This window comes from Gryllotalpicola kribbensis (assembly GCF_039538245.1).
GTDB classification, from domain to species: domain Bacteria; phylum Actinomycetota; class Actinomycetes; order Actinomycetales; family Microbacteriaceae; genus Gryllotalpicola; species Gryllotalpicola kribbensis.
In genome coordinates this window covers 54,539-68,497 of record NZ_BAABBX010000018.1, presented here as the reverse complement: position 1 = coordinate 68,497, position 13,959 = coordinate 54,539, and the positions used below count along the sequence as shown (strand labels likewise).

Annotated in this window: 12 protein-coding genes; 4 read left to right on the top strand and 8 right to left on the bottom strand. The window is 69.8% G+C overall.

What is annotated here, in order from left to right:
* Nucleotides 1-75 precede the first annotated feature (75 nt).
* On the top strand, nt 76-2,094 hold the full coding sequence (locus ABD716_RS16065) for an alpha-1,4-glucan--maltose-1-phosphate maltosyltransferase (RefSeq protein WP_425553497.1): 2,019 nt from the start codon (nt 76-78) through the stop codon (nt 2,092-2,094).
* Complete coding sequence (gene glgB / locus ABD716_RS16060; protein ID WP_344778743.1) at nt 2,094-4,319, top strand: 1,4-alpha-glucan branching protein GlgB; 2,226 nt, start codon at nt 2,094-2,096, stop codon at nt 4,317-4,319. Before ABD716_RS16065 ends, glgB begins: the two co-directional genes overlap by 1 nt.
* Nucleotides 4,320-4,504: 185 nt before the next feature.
* Here glgB and ABD716_RS16055 read toward each other — a convergent pair whose 3' ends face one another.
* Nucleotides 4,505-5,455, bottom strand: a complete 951-nt coding sequence (locus ABD716_RS16055) for a tetratricopeptide repeat protein (RefSeq protein ID WP_344778741.1) — start codon at nt 5,453-5,455, stop codon at nt 4,505-4,507.
* Nucleotides 5,455-7,368, bottom strand: a complete 1,914-nt coding sequence (locus ABD716_RS16050; RefSeq protein WP_344778739.1) for a DUF8094 domain-containing protein — start codon at nt 7,366-7,368, stop codon at nt 5,455-5,457. Before ABD716_RS16050 ends, ABD716_RS16055 begins: the two co-directional genes overlap by 1 nt.
* Nucleotides 7,369-7,570: 202 nt before the next feature.
* Between ABD716_RS16050 and ABD716_RS16045 the strand changes: the two genes are divergently transcribed.
* Together ABD716_RS16045 and ABD716_RS16040 are read left to right on the top strand one after the other, a co-directional pair.
* A complete protein-coding gene (locus ABD716_RS16045) occupies nt 7,571-8,920 on the top strand; it encodes a DivIVA domain-containing protein (RefSeq protein ID WP_344778737.1) in 1,350 nt (449 codons plus the stop codon).
* A 23-nt stretch (nt 8,921-8,943) separates the two neighbouring features.
* Nucleotides 8,944-9,984, top strand: coding sequence for an AI-2E family transporter (locus ABD716_RS16040; protein ID WP_344778735.1), 1,041 nt, complete (start codon nt 8,944-8,946; stop codon nt 9,982-9,984).
* A 7-nt stretch (nt 9,985-9,991) separates the two neighbouring features.
* Here the strand turns inward: ABD716_RS16040 and ABD716_RS16035 are convergent, their stop codons facing one another.
* The 6 genes from ABD716_RS16035 to frr form a co-directional block, all read right to left on the bottom strand.
* Nucleotides 9,992-10,717, bottom strand: coding sequence for an alpha/beta hydrolase (locus ABD716_RS16035; protein ID WP_344778733.1), 726 nt, complete (start codon nt 10,715-10,717; stop codon nt 9,992-9,994).
* Entirely contained in the window at nt 10,714-11,013 is a 300-nt protein-coding gene (locus ABD716_RS16030; protein WP_344778731.1) for a hypothetical protein, read from the bottom strand. Before ABD716_RS16030 ends, ABD716_RS16035 begins: the two co-directional genes overlap by 4 nt.
* A gap of 21 nt (nt 11,014-11,034) precedes the next feature.
* Nucleotides 11,035-11,742, bottom strand: coding sequence for an aggregation-promoting factor C-terminal-like domain-containing protein (locus ABD716_RS16025; protein ID WP_344778729.1), 708 nt, complete (start codon nt 11,740-11,742; stop codon nt 11,035-11,037).
* Between the two features lie 88 nt (nt 11,743-11,830).
* Nucleotides 11,831-12,370, bottom strand: coding sequence for a DivIVA domain-containing protein (locus ABD716_RS16020; RefSeq protein ID WP_344778727.1), 540 nt, complete (start codon nt 12,368-12,370; stop codon nt 11,831-11,833).
* Between the two features lie 36 nt (nt 12,371-12,406).
* On the bottom strand, nt 12,407-13,393 hold the full coding sequence (locus tag ABD716_RS16015; RefSeq protein ID WP_344778726.1) for a phosphatidate cytidylyltransferase: 987 nt from the start codon (nt 13,391-13,393) through the stop codon (nt 12,407-12,409).
* A 4-nt stretch (nt 13,394-13,397) separates the two neighbouring features.
* A complete protein-coding gene (gene frr / locus ABD716_RS16010; protein ID WP_344778724.1) occupies nt 13,398-13,949 on the bottom strand; it encodes a ribosome recycling factor in 552 nt (183 codons plus the stop codon).
* Between the last annotated feature and the right edge of the window lie 10 nt (nt 13,950-13,959).

Genomic DNA, 13,959 nt, shown 5'->3' with positions numbered 1-13,959 from the left:
ATTCGCTCACAGTCGTAACGTACTGAGGTCTCGTTACCGTGCTGTATCGCGTTCGATACGCGATAGGTTCGCATCGTGGCGAACGACACGGATGCCTTCACTCCCGTCCTGGGCCGGATCCCGCTCCTCGAGCCGTCCCCCGAGGTCGACGGCGGGCTCTTCCCCGCCAAGGCGTTCGCCGGCGAAGTGGTGCCGTTCGAGGTCACCGCGTTCCGTGAGGGGCACGACCTCATCGGCGTTGACCTGCTGCTGCGCTCCCCCGACGGGGAGGAGAGCACGCATCGCATGCATCCGCTCGGCGCGGAGCACCCCGACAGGTGGGGCGCCCTCGCCCTGCTCGAGACCGAGGGCGAGTGGCGCTTCCGGATGCAGGCGTGGGCCGACGAGTGGGCCACCTGGCGTGCGGTCGCCGACAAGAAGATCCCCGTCGGGGTCGACGTCGCCGTCACCTTCCTGGAAGGCGCGATCCTCGCCGAGCGCGCGGCGGCGGACAAGCGGAGGCCGAAGTCCGAGCGCCGCTACCTCTCCGACACGGCCGCGGCGCTGCGCGATGAGGCCACGCCGCCCGAGGCCCGTCTGGCCGCGGCATCCGACGCCCGCCTCACGCAGATCATGACGGAGCGGCCCGTCGTGTCGCTGCAGACGCTGTCGCTCACGCGACGCATCGTCGTGGAACCCGCGCGCGCGGGCCTGGGCGCCTGGTACGAGTTCTTCCCGCGCTCCGTCGGCGCGAAGCGGCGCGCCGACGGCAGCTGGCAGTCCGGCACCTTCCGCACGGCGGCGCTGCGGCTGCCCGAGGTGGCGGCGATGGGCTTCGACGTCGTCTATCTGCCGCCGATCCACCCCATCGGGCACTCGTTCCGCAAAGGACCCAACAACTCTCTCGACGCCGGCCCGAACGACCCGGGCTCGCCGTGGGCGATCGGCTCGGCCGAGGGCGGCCACGACGCGATCCACCCCGAGCTCGGCACGGTCGAGGACTTCCAGCACTTCCTCGGCAAGGCCGAGCTGGTCGGGCTCGAGGTCGCACTCGACCTCGCGCTGCAGGCCTCCCCCGACCACCCGTGGGTGCGCTCGCACCCCGAGTGGTTCACGACGCTGCCCGACGGCACGATCGCGTACGCCGAGAACCCGCCGAAGAAGTACCAGGACATCTACCCGCTGAACTTCGACAACGACTACGACGGGCTGAGGGCCGAGATCCGCCGGATCGTGGAGTACTGGATCTCGCTCGGCGTCCGCATCTTCCGCGTCGACAATCCGCACACGAAGCCGCTGCGCTTCTGGGAATGGCTCATTCACGACGTGAACCGCGAGCACCCCGAGGTCGTCTTCCTCGCCGAGGCGTTCAGCCGGCCCGCCGTCATGCAGACGCTCGCCAAGGCCGGCTTCCAGCAGTCGTATTCGTACTTCACCTGGCGCAACACGAAGGTCGAGCTCGAGGAGTTCCTCACCACGATCTCGCGCGACTGGGCGGCCTTCTACCGCCCGAACCTGTTCGTGAACACACCGGACATCCTCACCGAGTACCTGCAGTTCGGCGGCCGGCCGGCCTTCAAGATCCGCGCGGCGATCGCAGCGACCGCCGCGCCGCTATGGGGCGTGTATTCCGGGTACGAACTCTACGAGTCGGTCGCCCGCCCGGGCGCCGAGGAGTACATCGACAACGAGAAGTACGAGTTCAAGCCGCGCGACTTCGGCCGCGCCCTCGCCTCGGGCGACTCGCTCGCCCCGTATCTGACCATGCTGAACCAGGCCCGCAACGCGCACCCCGCGCTCCGCCAGCTGCGCAACCTCACCCTGCACAGTTCTGAGGACGACGCGGTGCTCGTGTATTCGAAGCACCTCGACGGGGCCTTCAGCCGATCGGGGAAGTCCGACGCGGTGATCGTCGTCGCGAACGTCGACCCGCACTCGGTGCGCGAGACGATCGTGCACCTCGACGTCACGGCGCTCGGGCTCGAGCCGGGCGCCGAGTTCGAGGTGCGCGACCTCGTGACCGGCCAGCGCTGGTCCTGGGCGGCACGCAACTACGTCCGGCTTGATTCGTTCTACGAGCCCGTGCACATCCTGCACGTGAAGGAGCCCAGCTGATGAGCAGTGTCACCCTGCCCCGCATCGCCGACGACACGCTGCAGGCACTGGCCGAGGGCCGCCATCACGAGCCGCACGCCGTGCTCGGCCAGCATCCGGTCGCCTCAGGCAGCGTGAGCGACCCGGTGACCGTCATCCGCACGCTGCGCCCGCTCGCCCGGTCGGTGCACGCGGTGCTCGCCTCCGGTGCGCACGTCGAGCTCGCGCACCTCGGGTTCGGCATCTGGCAGGGCGTGTCGATCACCGGCTTCAGCGACTACGTCATCGAGGCGCGCTACGACGACGGCAGCGTCTACACGGCGGATGACCCCTACCGCTTCTCCCCCACGCTCGGCGAGGCCGACACGTGGCTGATCCAGCAGGGGCGGCACGAAGAGCTCTGGAACGCCCTCGGCGCGCACGTGCGCGAGCACTGGGGCGTCGCCGCCGCGACCAGGGGCGTCGCGTTCGCCGTGTGGGCGCCCAACGCCACCGCCGTGCGGGTGGTCGGCGACTTCAACGGCTGGGACGGCACGGGCCACGCGATGCGCTCGATGGGCGGCAGCGGCCTGTGGGAGCTGTTCGTCCCCGGTCTCGATGTCGGCGCCCTCTACAAGTTCGACATTCGCACGCAGTCGGGCGACTGGGTGCGCAAGGCCGACCCGCTCGCGCAGTACACCGAGGTGCCGCCTGCGACGGCGTCGGTCGTCGGCGAGAGCCGCTACGAGTGGCACGACGCGGAGTGGCTCGAGGCGCGCCGCACGAGCCACCACGACAAGCCGATCTCGATCTACGAGCTGCACTTCGGCTCCTGGCGCCCCGGCCTGAACTATCGCGAGGCCGCCGACCAGCTGATCGAGTACGTTACCTGGCTCGGCTTCACCCACGTCGAGTTCATGCCCCTCGCCGAGCACCCCTTCGCCGGCTCGTGGGGCTACCAGGTCACCGGCTATTACGCGGCGACCAGCCGCTTCGGGCATCCTGACGATCTGCGTTACCTGATCGACCGCCTGCACCAGGCAGGCATCGGCGTGATCATGGACTGGGTTCCCGGCCACTTCCCGAAGGACGACTGGGCGCTCGCCCGCTTCGACGGCCAGCCCCTCTACGAGCATGCGGACCCGCGCCTCGGCGAGCAGAAGGACTGGGGCACCTACGTCTTCGACTTCGGCCGCACCGAGGTGCGCAACTTCCTCTACGCGAACGCGCTGTACTGGCTCGAGACCTTCCACGTCGACGGCCTGCGCGTCGACGCGGTGGCCTCGATGCTCTACCGCGACTACTCGCGGAATGACGGCGAGTGGATCCCCAACATCCATGGCGGGCGCGAATACCTCGAGGCGATCGGATTCCTGCAGGAGACCACCGCGACGGCGTACAAGCGCTACCCCGGGATCATGATGATCGCCGAGGAGTCGACGAGCTGGAGCGGCGTCACGCGCCCCACGAGCGGCGGCGGCCTGGGCTTCGGCTTCAAGTGGAACATGGGCTGGATGCACGACTCGCTGCAGTACATCGAGCGCGACCCCGCCTACCGCTCGTACCACCACAACGAGATCACCTTCGCGATGGTCTACGCGTACTCCGAGAACTTCATCCTGCCGATCAGCCACGACGAGGTCGTGCACGGCAAGGGCTCGCTCATCGACAAGATGCCCGGCGACCACTGGCAGAAGCGCGCCAACCTGCGGGCGTTCCTCGCCTTCATGTGGGCGCACCCCGGCAAGCAGCTGCTCTTCATGGGCCAGGAGTTCGGCCAGTGGGCCGAGTGGAGCGAGGCGAAGGGCCTCGACTGGCACCTGCTCGACCATGACGACCACCGTCAGATCGCCTCGCTCGTCGGCGAGCTCAACCGCGTCTACCGCGAGAACTCGGCGTTCTGGCGCTACGACACCGAGCCGCGCGGCTTCGAGTGGATCGAGGCCGGCGACGCGCAGCACAACGTGCTGGCGTTCCTGCGGTGGAGCGAGGACGGCCCGATCGTCTGCGCCTTCAACTTCTCGGGCGCGCCGCACCTGGGCTACCGGCTGGGCCTTCCGTTCGGCGGCGACTGGGCCGAGATCGTGAACACGGATGCCGAGGTCTTCGGCGGCTCGGGCGTGGGCAACCTCGGCCGCGTCCACGCCGACGATCTCGCCTGGGGCGGTCGCGCCGCCAGCGCCGCGGTCAATCTGCCGCCGCTCGGCGCGGTCTTCCTGCGCCCGACGCCGCCGGAGGTTCGCGAGGCGCCCGCCGCTCCGGCTTGAAGAGCCGATGACGCGCGGGAGCCGCGCGAAGACCCGATCCGCGCGTATTCGCAGCGCCACATCGCGGCCACGGCCGAGATCCCGCCGTCGGTCTTCGATACAGCCGAGGCGGAAGTCGCCGCGCTGACCCCGTTCGAGCAGGTGCGCCCGCGCGCCTGGAGCTGGATGCAGCCGGGCTCAGGAAGCTAGTACAGCAGCGAGGCCAAGCGGCCGCGGGCCTTGACCACGCGCGCGTCTGAGGCGCCGACGACCGCGAAGAGCTCGACGAGCCGCTCGCGCACGCGGTTCTTGCCCTCGGCGTCGAGCTTCGGGAAGAGCGTCAGCAGGCGATCGAAGGCGTCTTCGACATGGCCCCCGGACACGTCAGCGTCGGCGACTCCGAGCTGCGCATCGACGTCGTCGGGCGCGGCGGCAGCGGCCGCACGCAGCTCGTCGAGCGTCTTGCCCTGCAGGCGGTGCAGCAGGCTGACCTGCGCGAGACCGGCCTTCGCCTCGTCGTCGCCGGGGTTCTGGGCGATGGCCTTGGTGTAGGCATCGATCGCCGCCTGGAAGTCCCCGCGCTCGATCGCGTCGTACGCCTCCTGATGCAGGGGCGGCAGCGGTGCCGGCTCGGGCTCGGCGGCCTCGGCCCCGGCATCCGCGTCGTCGACGGGAACCGTGCCGGTCACGCCGTTCTGCGCGGCGAACGCCAGAACCTGCTCGACCGCATCGCGGATCTCGGGCTCGGGCAGCTCGCCGACGAACAGACCGACGGGGCGGCCGCCGATGACGGCGGCGACCGTCGGCACCTGCTGCGCTTGGAACGCCTGAGCAAGCTGGGGGCTGCGCTCGGCCTCGACCCGCGCCAACACGAAGCGGCCGGCGTATTCGCGCGCGAGCTTGATGAGCGTCGCCGAGAGGCGGGTGCTCTGCTCGGCCCACGACGCCCACAGGTCGACGATGACGGGAACCGTGCGCGAGACCTCGACGAGCTGCGTGAACGTGCGGTCGTCGACGTCGACGATGAGCCGGCCGGCACCGGATTCCTCGCCGGCACCCGCGGCCCCGGCGGCAGCCGGGTCGGGGCGGTTCACAAGGGCGGACAGATCGATCGCACCACGCAGGCTCGCTGCCTGCGCGGCCCTCTCGTCACTCACTATGGCAACTCCTTCGCACCGGTCACGGCCTGCGCGAAGCCGAGCAGTCTGATCTGCTCTTTGGACTCGGCAGGCGGCACATAGAAGAGTAGCTGGTAGCCGTAATCGGTCTCCAAGCCCTTGTTCGTCTTCGTGAGCCCCGTGAGCGCTGCGGTGGCGCCGTTCGGGTCGTGCAGTGTGATCTCGGCCGCGGGGTCATTGGGCTTGATGGTCTGCGTCTCGGCGACGTTCGCGACGACGAGCGCCCCGGCGTTGTTCGTCGCAAGCGCAACGGGCGCGTTCGTGCCGGGCTGGTCGGCGTAGGCGAGGTTGGCCGCGCCCTTCTTGTCGACGAGCTCCTTGATGGTCTGCGCCTTGAACTCGGCGCCGACCTGCTTGACGAGCGCGTCGTCCTTGAGGTCGAACTCCTTCGCGCTCGGGCTCTTCGCGCCCAGCGCGAGCACGCTGGCGTAGCTCTGTGCGAGCTGGCTCGGCGCGACGGCGAGCAGCTTGGAGTCGGGCGGCACCAGAGTCGAGCCGATGTTGGCGGGGGCCAGGTCGGGGATCTTCGCACCGCCGAGCATCGTCACCGAATAGGCGACCTTGTAGTTCTCGCGCGGCGAATCCTGCGTGAGCGTGAGGTCGAGCGGCGCAGCGCTCTTGGTCGCGGGGTCTTCCACGATGACGTTGACCACGCGCGGCCACGTGTCGGTGGCCTGCGGAAGCACGATCGACAGCTTGGGGTTCACGGGGATCGCGGCGGGCGCCGGGTACTGCGGCTTGGCGTGCCGGATCTTGTAGCTCGCCTGACGCTCTGTGAGCGCAGCGCCGGTGAACCGCGTGGCCGCCAGGGCAGGGTCGAGCTTCGCGTCGGCCGTCTTCGCCGTCTCGGCGATGCGGGTCACGATGTTCCGCAGCTGCGGTTCGGTCACCGCGGGCGCGGGGTGGTCCTTGCCCTCCCCGGGAAGCTGCGTCGCGAGCGGCGTCGTGCTCGGCGAGGGCGTGGCGGACTGCCCGACCGCGGGCCAGTAGTCCGACGAGCAGCCGGCCAGCGTCAGCGCGCCCGCGAGCACGACCGGGACGGCGATGAAGCCGCGACCGAGCGAACGGCGCCCGTGCGTCTCAGTGGCGGCGGGGCCGACCGTGCGCACCTTGGGGGCACGCGGCGGGCGGGGCAGACGCGGCGGGCGCCCGTTGCTGCCCCCGCGGCGCGGGCCGCGGCCGCGCCGCAGGTGGCGCAGCGCGAGGATGTAGAACACGATGCCGGCGATCGCGATGAGGCCGCCGAGCACGATGAGCGGCCCCGCCCATGGCGTGCGGGTGTCCATCGGCCAGGTGAGCGAGACGGACTCTGGCGCGGCGTGCGCGCCATCGGTCGCGATGATCACGCTGACGTTGTCGGGAACGTTCATCGTCGTCGTCGCCGCCTTCGCCCCGGTGAACTGCTCGAGCCAGAGGTCGCTGTTCGCGGGGCTCGGCGCCTTGGGGTCGAGCGACCGGCGAAGATCGGATGCCGGCGCGTCGGCGCCCGCGGCGGGGGTGCTCTTCGTCGGAGTCGGAGTCGGCGTTGACGTGGCATCCGATGCCCCGCCCGTGTCGCCCTTCTCACCTGCGCGCACGAGCGTCGTCTTCAGCGACTTGGTCTCGGGCTGGTAGCTGACGCGCGCGTACGGCTCGTCGCCGACCCAGGCGAGGACGTCGGCCGTGCGGCCATACGCGACGAACGGCGAGGTCGCCCCCGCGACGTGCAGCGTCTGCTGCCCTTCGTTCGCGTTGAGCGTCGCCCCCGAGATGACGATGTACGGCGCGCCCGAGCGGACGTCTGCCGTGGCGGTCACGCTTGCGGCGGGTGCCCAGATCGTACGCTGGGCGATCCCAACGCCGATCATGATCGCGGCAATGAGGAACGCCGCGATGGCAATGACGAAACGCACGAATAGATCCTTCCTGGCCGGCCGCACGGGTATTGACCGGCTGCCAAAAGTCCCTTCAGGTTATTCGATGCGCCTGGACAGACCCGGGACGAACCCTGAATACGGCGTTCGGCGCGCCTCGTGGGGCTTGTAGCATTTCTGGGGTACGGCGCGATGTCGCGCCGGCCCACTCCAGCAGCCCCTCGATCCCCCGGAGAGCCACGTGCCCGAAGAGTCAGAGTTCACCCAGGTCTTCCGCGGCTATGACAAGGACGAGGTCGACAAGGCGCTTCAGGAGCTGCGCCGCGAGCTGATCAAGGCGAACACGCAGGCCTCGGATGCCGCGAAGGAGATCAAGCGCCTCAACGGCCGCATCGACGAGCTGAACGCCGAGATCGAAGAAGTGGGCAGCCCCACCTTCTCGGGTCTCGGCACCAAGCTCGAGAACACCCTGCGCGTCGCCGAGGAGCAGTCGACGCGCATGATCGCGCAGGCCGACATCGACGCCGAGAAGCTGCGCGCGCAGGTCGCCCGCGAGACCGAGCAGATCCGCGAGGCCGCCAAGGAGCAGGCCGAGCGCGTCGTCACCGAGGGCCGCGCGCAGGCGGCGTCCGCCCTGCAGGACGCGCAGATCGAGGCGAACTCGATCATCGCCGACGCGAAGCGAGACGCCGAGCAGCTCCTCCAGGACGCGCAGCGCGAGGCCGCGGCCATCCGCGGCGCCGTCGCCACCGAGGCGGCAGAGGTGCGCGCCACCAGCAAGCGCGAGGCCGCGGCCACGAAGGCCGACGCCGAGCGCGAGGCCGCGGAAGTGCGGGCCGTGGCCGCGAAGGAGGCGCAGGCGAGCCGCGAGGCATCCGCAGGCCTCGACGCCGAGGTCAGCGAGCGCCGCGCCGAGCTCGAGCGCGAGCTCGCCGACAGCCGCAACCAGCACGAGGCGCAGCTCGAGGCCGAGCGCATCGCGCACCGCCAGGAGCTGACCCAGGCCGCGTCCGCGCAGGCGGCCCAGCTCGAGTCCGAGCTCGCCGAGCACCGCACGAAGCTCGAGCAGAGCCGCATCGACCACGAGAACGAGCTCGCCGCCCTGCGTCAGCAGGCGCAGGCCGAGGTCGACCAGCAGCGCCACGAGGCCGAGCAGGCCCGCATCGACCTCGAGGTCGAGCTCAAGGCCCGCCGCGACGAGGCCGAGAAGGAGCACCTGGCTCGCCACCAGGAGGCCGTCGCCCAGACCCAGCGGTTCCTCGACGACGCGAACGTGCAGCTCGCCGACGCCCTCAAGCGGGCGAGCGAGGCGCGTGAGGAGGCGAAGGCGATCGAGACGGATGTCCGTGCAGAGGTCCACACGAAGCGGAAGGACGCCGAGGCCGAGGCCGCGAAGATCATCCGCGACGCCGAGGAGCGCGCGAAGGCCGCCATCGAGGACGCGGAGAACCGCACCCGAAAGCTCGTCGACGACGCCGAGGACCGTCTCTCGCAGATCCGCATCGAGCGCGAATCGGTCGCCGGCTACTTCGAGAGCCTGCGCGGCGCGCTCGCACAAGCGGAAGGCGTCACGTCCTCCCACAGCGAGTGAGAGCCTCCCGGTAGCCTGAGCGCGTGAGGATCAAGAACGCGTTCACGCTCGGTCTCGTCGGAACGCTCGGCGTCGGGCTCGGCATCCTGATCCTCGCCTCGATCGTCAACCTCTCGACGGTCATCACCTACATCGGCGCCGCGCTGTTCCTCGCGCTCGGCCTCGAGCCCCTGATCGAGTTCCTGGCCAAGCGAGGGGTGCCCAGGTGGGCATCCATCGTCATCGTCTTCGTCGTCATCCTCGGTGTGGCCGCCGGCGTGATCTGGGCGATCGTGCCGGTCATCGTCGAGCAGAGCGCGCAGCTCGTGCAGTCGGTCACCGACTTCGTCGACCAGGGCACCTATCAGCAGTGGTATCAGTGGCTGCAGGGCCAGTTCCAGCCGGGGGTCGTCGACAACGCGATCTCACAGGTGTGGTCGGAGCTGCAGAAGAACCTCGGCACGATCACGGGCGGCGTGCTGCAGGCGGGCCTCGGCCTGATCACGGGGGCGTTCGGCGTGCTGATCGTGATCATCCTGACGATCTACTTCGCCGCGAGCCTCAAGAACATCAAGCGCGGCGCCTATGCCCTCGTGCCCGCCAGCCGACGCCGCAGGTTCATCGACATCGCCGAGCAGGTCACCGACTCGGTCGGGAAGTACGTCATCGGCCAGGTGTCGCTGGCGCTCGTCAACGGCATCCTCTCGTCGATCTTCCTCAGCATCATCCGCGCGCCGTACCCGATGCTGCTCGCCGTCATCGCCTTCCTGTTCTCGCTCGTGCCGCTCGTCGGCACACTGACGGGTTCCGCGCTGATCTGCCTGCTCTGCCTGCTGCTCGGCTCGCCGCTGACAGCCCTGGTCGCCGCCATCTACTACCTCATCTACATGCAGGTCGAGGCGTATGTGCTGAGCCCGCGCATCATGAACCGCGCCGTCGCAGTGCCGGGCGCCCTCGTCGTCGTGGCCGCTCTGGCGGGTGGCACGCTGCTCGGCGTGCTCGGGGCGCTCATCGCGATTCCGTTCGCGGCCTCGGTGCTGCTCATCGTGCGCCAGGTCGTGATTCCGCGGCAGAACGAGCTCTAGGAGCGGCTCACAGCTCGTAGGTCTCGGGCAGCGGCAGCGCGGCCGGATTCACCGCGCGCACGATCTCGGTGAGCACCGTCCGGGTCTGGCCCTCCCCCACCCACAGGTGCTTGCCGCCCGGCACCGCGATGAACTCGGCTTCGGGAACGGCTGCGCGGAAGATCGGCTCGGCCTCTGCGGGGCGCAGGAAGTCGTCGAGCTCGGGCACGAGCACCACCATGCGCTTGCCCGAGCCGTGCCAGGCCGCGAGCTCATCGCGCGTCGCACGGTGCAGCGGCGGCGAGAGCAGAATGACGCCCTCGACGTCGTCGTGGGCGAGACCGTACTTGATGGCGACCTCGGTGCCGAACGACCAGCCCACGAGCCAGGGGCGGGGCAGCTCCCGGTCGCGGGCGAAGCGCACGGCCGCCTCGAGGTCGAAGCGCTCGGTCACGCCGTCGCCGAAGGCGCCCTCGCTCGTGCCTCGCGGCGACGAGGTCCCACGCGTGTTGAACCGCAGCACCGCGAGATCGGCGAGGGCCGGCAGCCGGGCGGCCGCCTTGCGCAGGATGTGCGAGTCCATGAACCCGCCGTGCGTGGGCAGCGGATGCAGGGTGATGAGCGTGGCGACCGGGGGCCGGTCGACGGGCGTCGCGACTTCGCCGACCAGGCGCAGACGGTCGAGTGTGGTGAACTCGATCTCTTCGCGCACCGCGGGTAGCTCGACGGCTGCGCGGATCTCGACCTCGGTCATGCAATCCTCCAGCAATGGGTGTGCCAATGCCGCCGGCCCGACAGATCGGCCTCGTCGCCCAGCACGCCGTCGGCGCGCCACACCGCCACGTGCTCGACCCCGGGCGCGATCTCACGGCCGCAGCCCGGGCACACATAGCTCTTGCGGGCGTTCACCGCCGAGATCGGCTGCACCGTGTAGCTCAGCCCGCGTCGTGTCTCGGTGCGACGCCAGCCCAGCGTCAGCCGCTCGATGTCGAGCGCAGACGAATCGTCCCCGGTGGTCTTGCGACCCCGGGGACGATTGCTGCGCGGCATGGCTTCCAGCCTAGGCGACGGTCAGTACCACCCCGTCGACTGCGAGTGCGCCCATGCGCCGCAGGGGTTCGTGTAGCGGCCGGTGATATAGCCCATGCCCCACTTGATCTGCGTCTCGTAACTGTTCTGCCAGTCGGGGCCGGCAGACGACATCTTGCTGCCGGGCAGAGCCTGCGGAATGCCGTAGGCGCCGCTCGGGTTCGAGGCGTGCGTGTTCCAGCCGGACTCGCGGTTCCACAGGGAGACGAGGCAGCTGAACTGGTCGTCGCCCATGCCCATCGAGGCGAGGTACTGCTGGGCCCACGCCTGCGCGGTGCCGGGAGCCGCCGGCGGCGCGGCGGGAGCGGCGGCCGTGACCGGAGCGGCGGCGGCAGCTGCCGTCGTCGTCGCCGCGGTCTTGGTGGGGGTCGGGGTCGGGCTGGGCTTCGGCGGCAGCGTGGCCGTGTACTCCTCGTGCTCGACCGACACCGGCTGGTAGTCGGCCCCGACGTCGAGCGCCTGCGGGTGCTGGCCCGCGTAGCGGTCGGTCACGTGCGCGAACTGCAGGGAGGCGTCTGCGGTCGCGAAGCTGTTCGGGTTGACCAGGTTGATCATGAAGAACCCTGCAGCGGCCGCGAAGGCCAGCAGGACCACGATGGGCCTGGACTTCTTCTTGAGTGAATTGTGCATAGTGATGACGGGGCGGGCGGGGGCGTCGACCTGCTTCGGCGCATTGGAGCGCCGGGCCACGACGGCCGCCTTGGTTGCTACTCGCCTGCCCACGATCACAGAACCATAACGGCGGGGTGGGCGGATGCCAAACCCAAACGCCCGAGAGTCACCGGACGGCCAGCATCACGTCGGTGACCGAGTCGAGCAGCAGATCGACCTGCGCCTCGGCGTAGCCGCCGCGCTGCGGGCGGAAGGTGACGGTGCGCACCTCGTCGACGCTCACCGCGAGCCCCTCGGAGAAATACCTGATCAGACGGGCGGAAAAGCGGTCGACCTCGACCGTGCTGTAGCCCAGCGTGAAAGGGCTCGTGCGCGTGAAGCGCTGCTTGTCGGGGCGGTCGAGACGGTTCACGATCACCTGGGCCAGCTCGCGCGCCCGGCCGAACCATTCCTTTTCTCCGAGTTCACTCCGAGCCTGCTGCCGCTCGCGCTCGGCGAAGACGTCCTCGAGGCGCTCGAGCGCGGCATCCACCGCACCCGGCTCGTAGCCGCCCTTCCTCAGATCGAACGCGGTGCGCCGGATGTCGACCGCCGTGAGGCCGCGGGCACGGCCGTCGAACACCGAGCGGGCCTTCGACAGGAAGCCGTCGACCTGCTCGGGGTCGTAGCCGCGCTTGCCGCGGCCGACGGTGGGAAAACTCGACATGGAGCTCCTCGGTTCGGGTCGGGTGAGAGCGTCAGCTCACGAGAACAGCGGATAGAAGATCAGGTACAGAGCATAGGTCGCCGCCATGGACGGGAGGATCGAGTCCAGGCGGTCGAGGATGCCGCCGTGGCCGGGCAGCCAGGCGCTCATGTCCTTGATGCCGATGTCGCGTTTGATCAGCGACTCGGCCAGGTCGCCGACGGTCGCGGTCAGCAGCAGCACCGGGCCGAAGACGAAGCCGAACCACCACGGCACGTGCAGCATGAACAGCGACAGCAGGATGCCGGCGATGATCGCCGCCGCCCCGGCGCCCGCGAAGCCCTCCCACGTCTTGCTGGGGCTGATCGTCGGAACCATCTTGTGCCGCCCGAGGTTCAGACCCGCGGCGTAGGCGCCGGTGTCGGTCGCCACGACGACGACGATGGCGGCGAGGAGCCACCAGCGACCACCGGGCGAGGCCTGCGGCGAGACGAGCAGCACGGCGAAGCTCGCCAGCAGCGCGACATATGCCTGAACGAGTATGGACGCCGTGATGTCGCGCAGGAGCGTCTCTCGGCCGCCACGCCGGCTCGGCCAGGCGTACTCGACGACCCGCCACAGCACGACGAAGGCGATCCCCGCCATGGTGACGACCCAGCGCCACTCCGCGTCGAGGTAGTAGGAGGCAGGAACGACCGCCAGTGCCGCGATGACGCTCGCGGTGCGCGGGATGTCGCGCCCGCTCGCCCGCAGCGCGGTGCCGAGCTCGACGACCGCGATGGCGACCGCGGCCGCGGCGAACACCATGAACAGCTCGGTGACGAACAGCAGGCTCGCCAGCACGAGCACGCCTGCCCCGAGGCCGATCGCGATCGCGAGCACCAGGTCTCGGCCGGTGCGGGCGCGGATGCGCTTGTTCACCTCGTCGAACTGCGCGCGGGCGTTGTCGAACTGCGCGCGCGACTCCTGGAGCTGTCGCTCGAGATCGGCGCGGGCGGCCTGGGCTTGCGCCTTGAAGTCGGGGCCCTGGGGCCGCTGCGCCATGGGATCAGACCTCGAGGAGTTCGGCTTCCTTGCGGGTGAGAGCCTCGTCGATCTGGTCGACGTGCTTCTTCGTCAGCGAGTCGAGCTCCTTCTCGGCTCGGGCGATCTCGTCCTCGCCGACCTCCTTGAGGCCGTCGAGCTCGTCCTTGGCCCGACGGCGGATGTTGCGGATGGACACCCGCGCCTCCTCCGCCTTGGCGCGCACGACCTTCACGTAGTCCTTGCGCCGCTCTTCCGTGAGCTCGGGCATGGTGATGCGGATGATGTTGCCGTCGTTGTTCGGCGTGACCCCGAGGTCGGGGCGGGCGACGATCGCCTTCTCGATCTCTTTGAGGGCCGTCTTGTCGAAGGGCTGGATCAGGATGACGCGCGCTTCGGGCACCTGCAGCGAGGCCAGCTGCTGCAGCGGCGTCGGGCTGCCGTAGTAGTCGACCAGCACGCGCGAGAACAGCTGCGGGTTCGCGCGCCCGGTGCGCACTTCCGAGAAGTCCTCCTTCGCGGCCTCGACGGACTTGCCCATGCGTTCTGTCGCGTCGGACAGGACATCAGCGATCACGGTAGCTCCT

Coding starts and splice junctions, on each gene's coding strand:
- ABD716_RS16015 (WP_344778726.1), bottom strand. CDS start 13,393: ATGGCGCAGCGGCCCCAGGGCCCCGACTTCAAGGCGCAAGCCCAGGCC.
- glgB (WP_344778743.1), top strand. CDS start 2,094: ATGAGCAGTGTCACCCTGCCCCGCATCGCCGACGACACGCTGCAGGCA.
- ABD716_RS16030 (WP_344778731.1), bottom strand. CDS start 11,013: ATGCCGCGCAGCAATCGTCCCCGGGGTCGCAAGACCACCGGGGACGAT.
- ABD716_RS16035 (WP_344778733.1), bottom strand. CDS start 10,717: ATGACCGAGGTCGAGATCCGCGCAGCCGTCGAGCTACCCGCGGTGCGC.
- ABD716_RS16020 (WP_344778727.1), bottom strand. CDS start 12,370: ATGTCGAGTTTTCCCACCGTCGGCCGCGGCAAGCGCGGCTACGACCCC.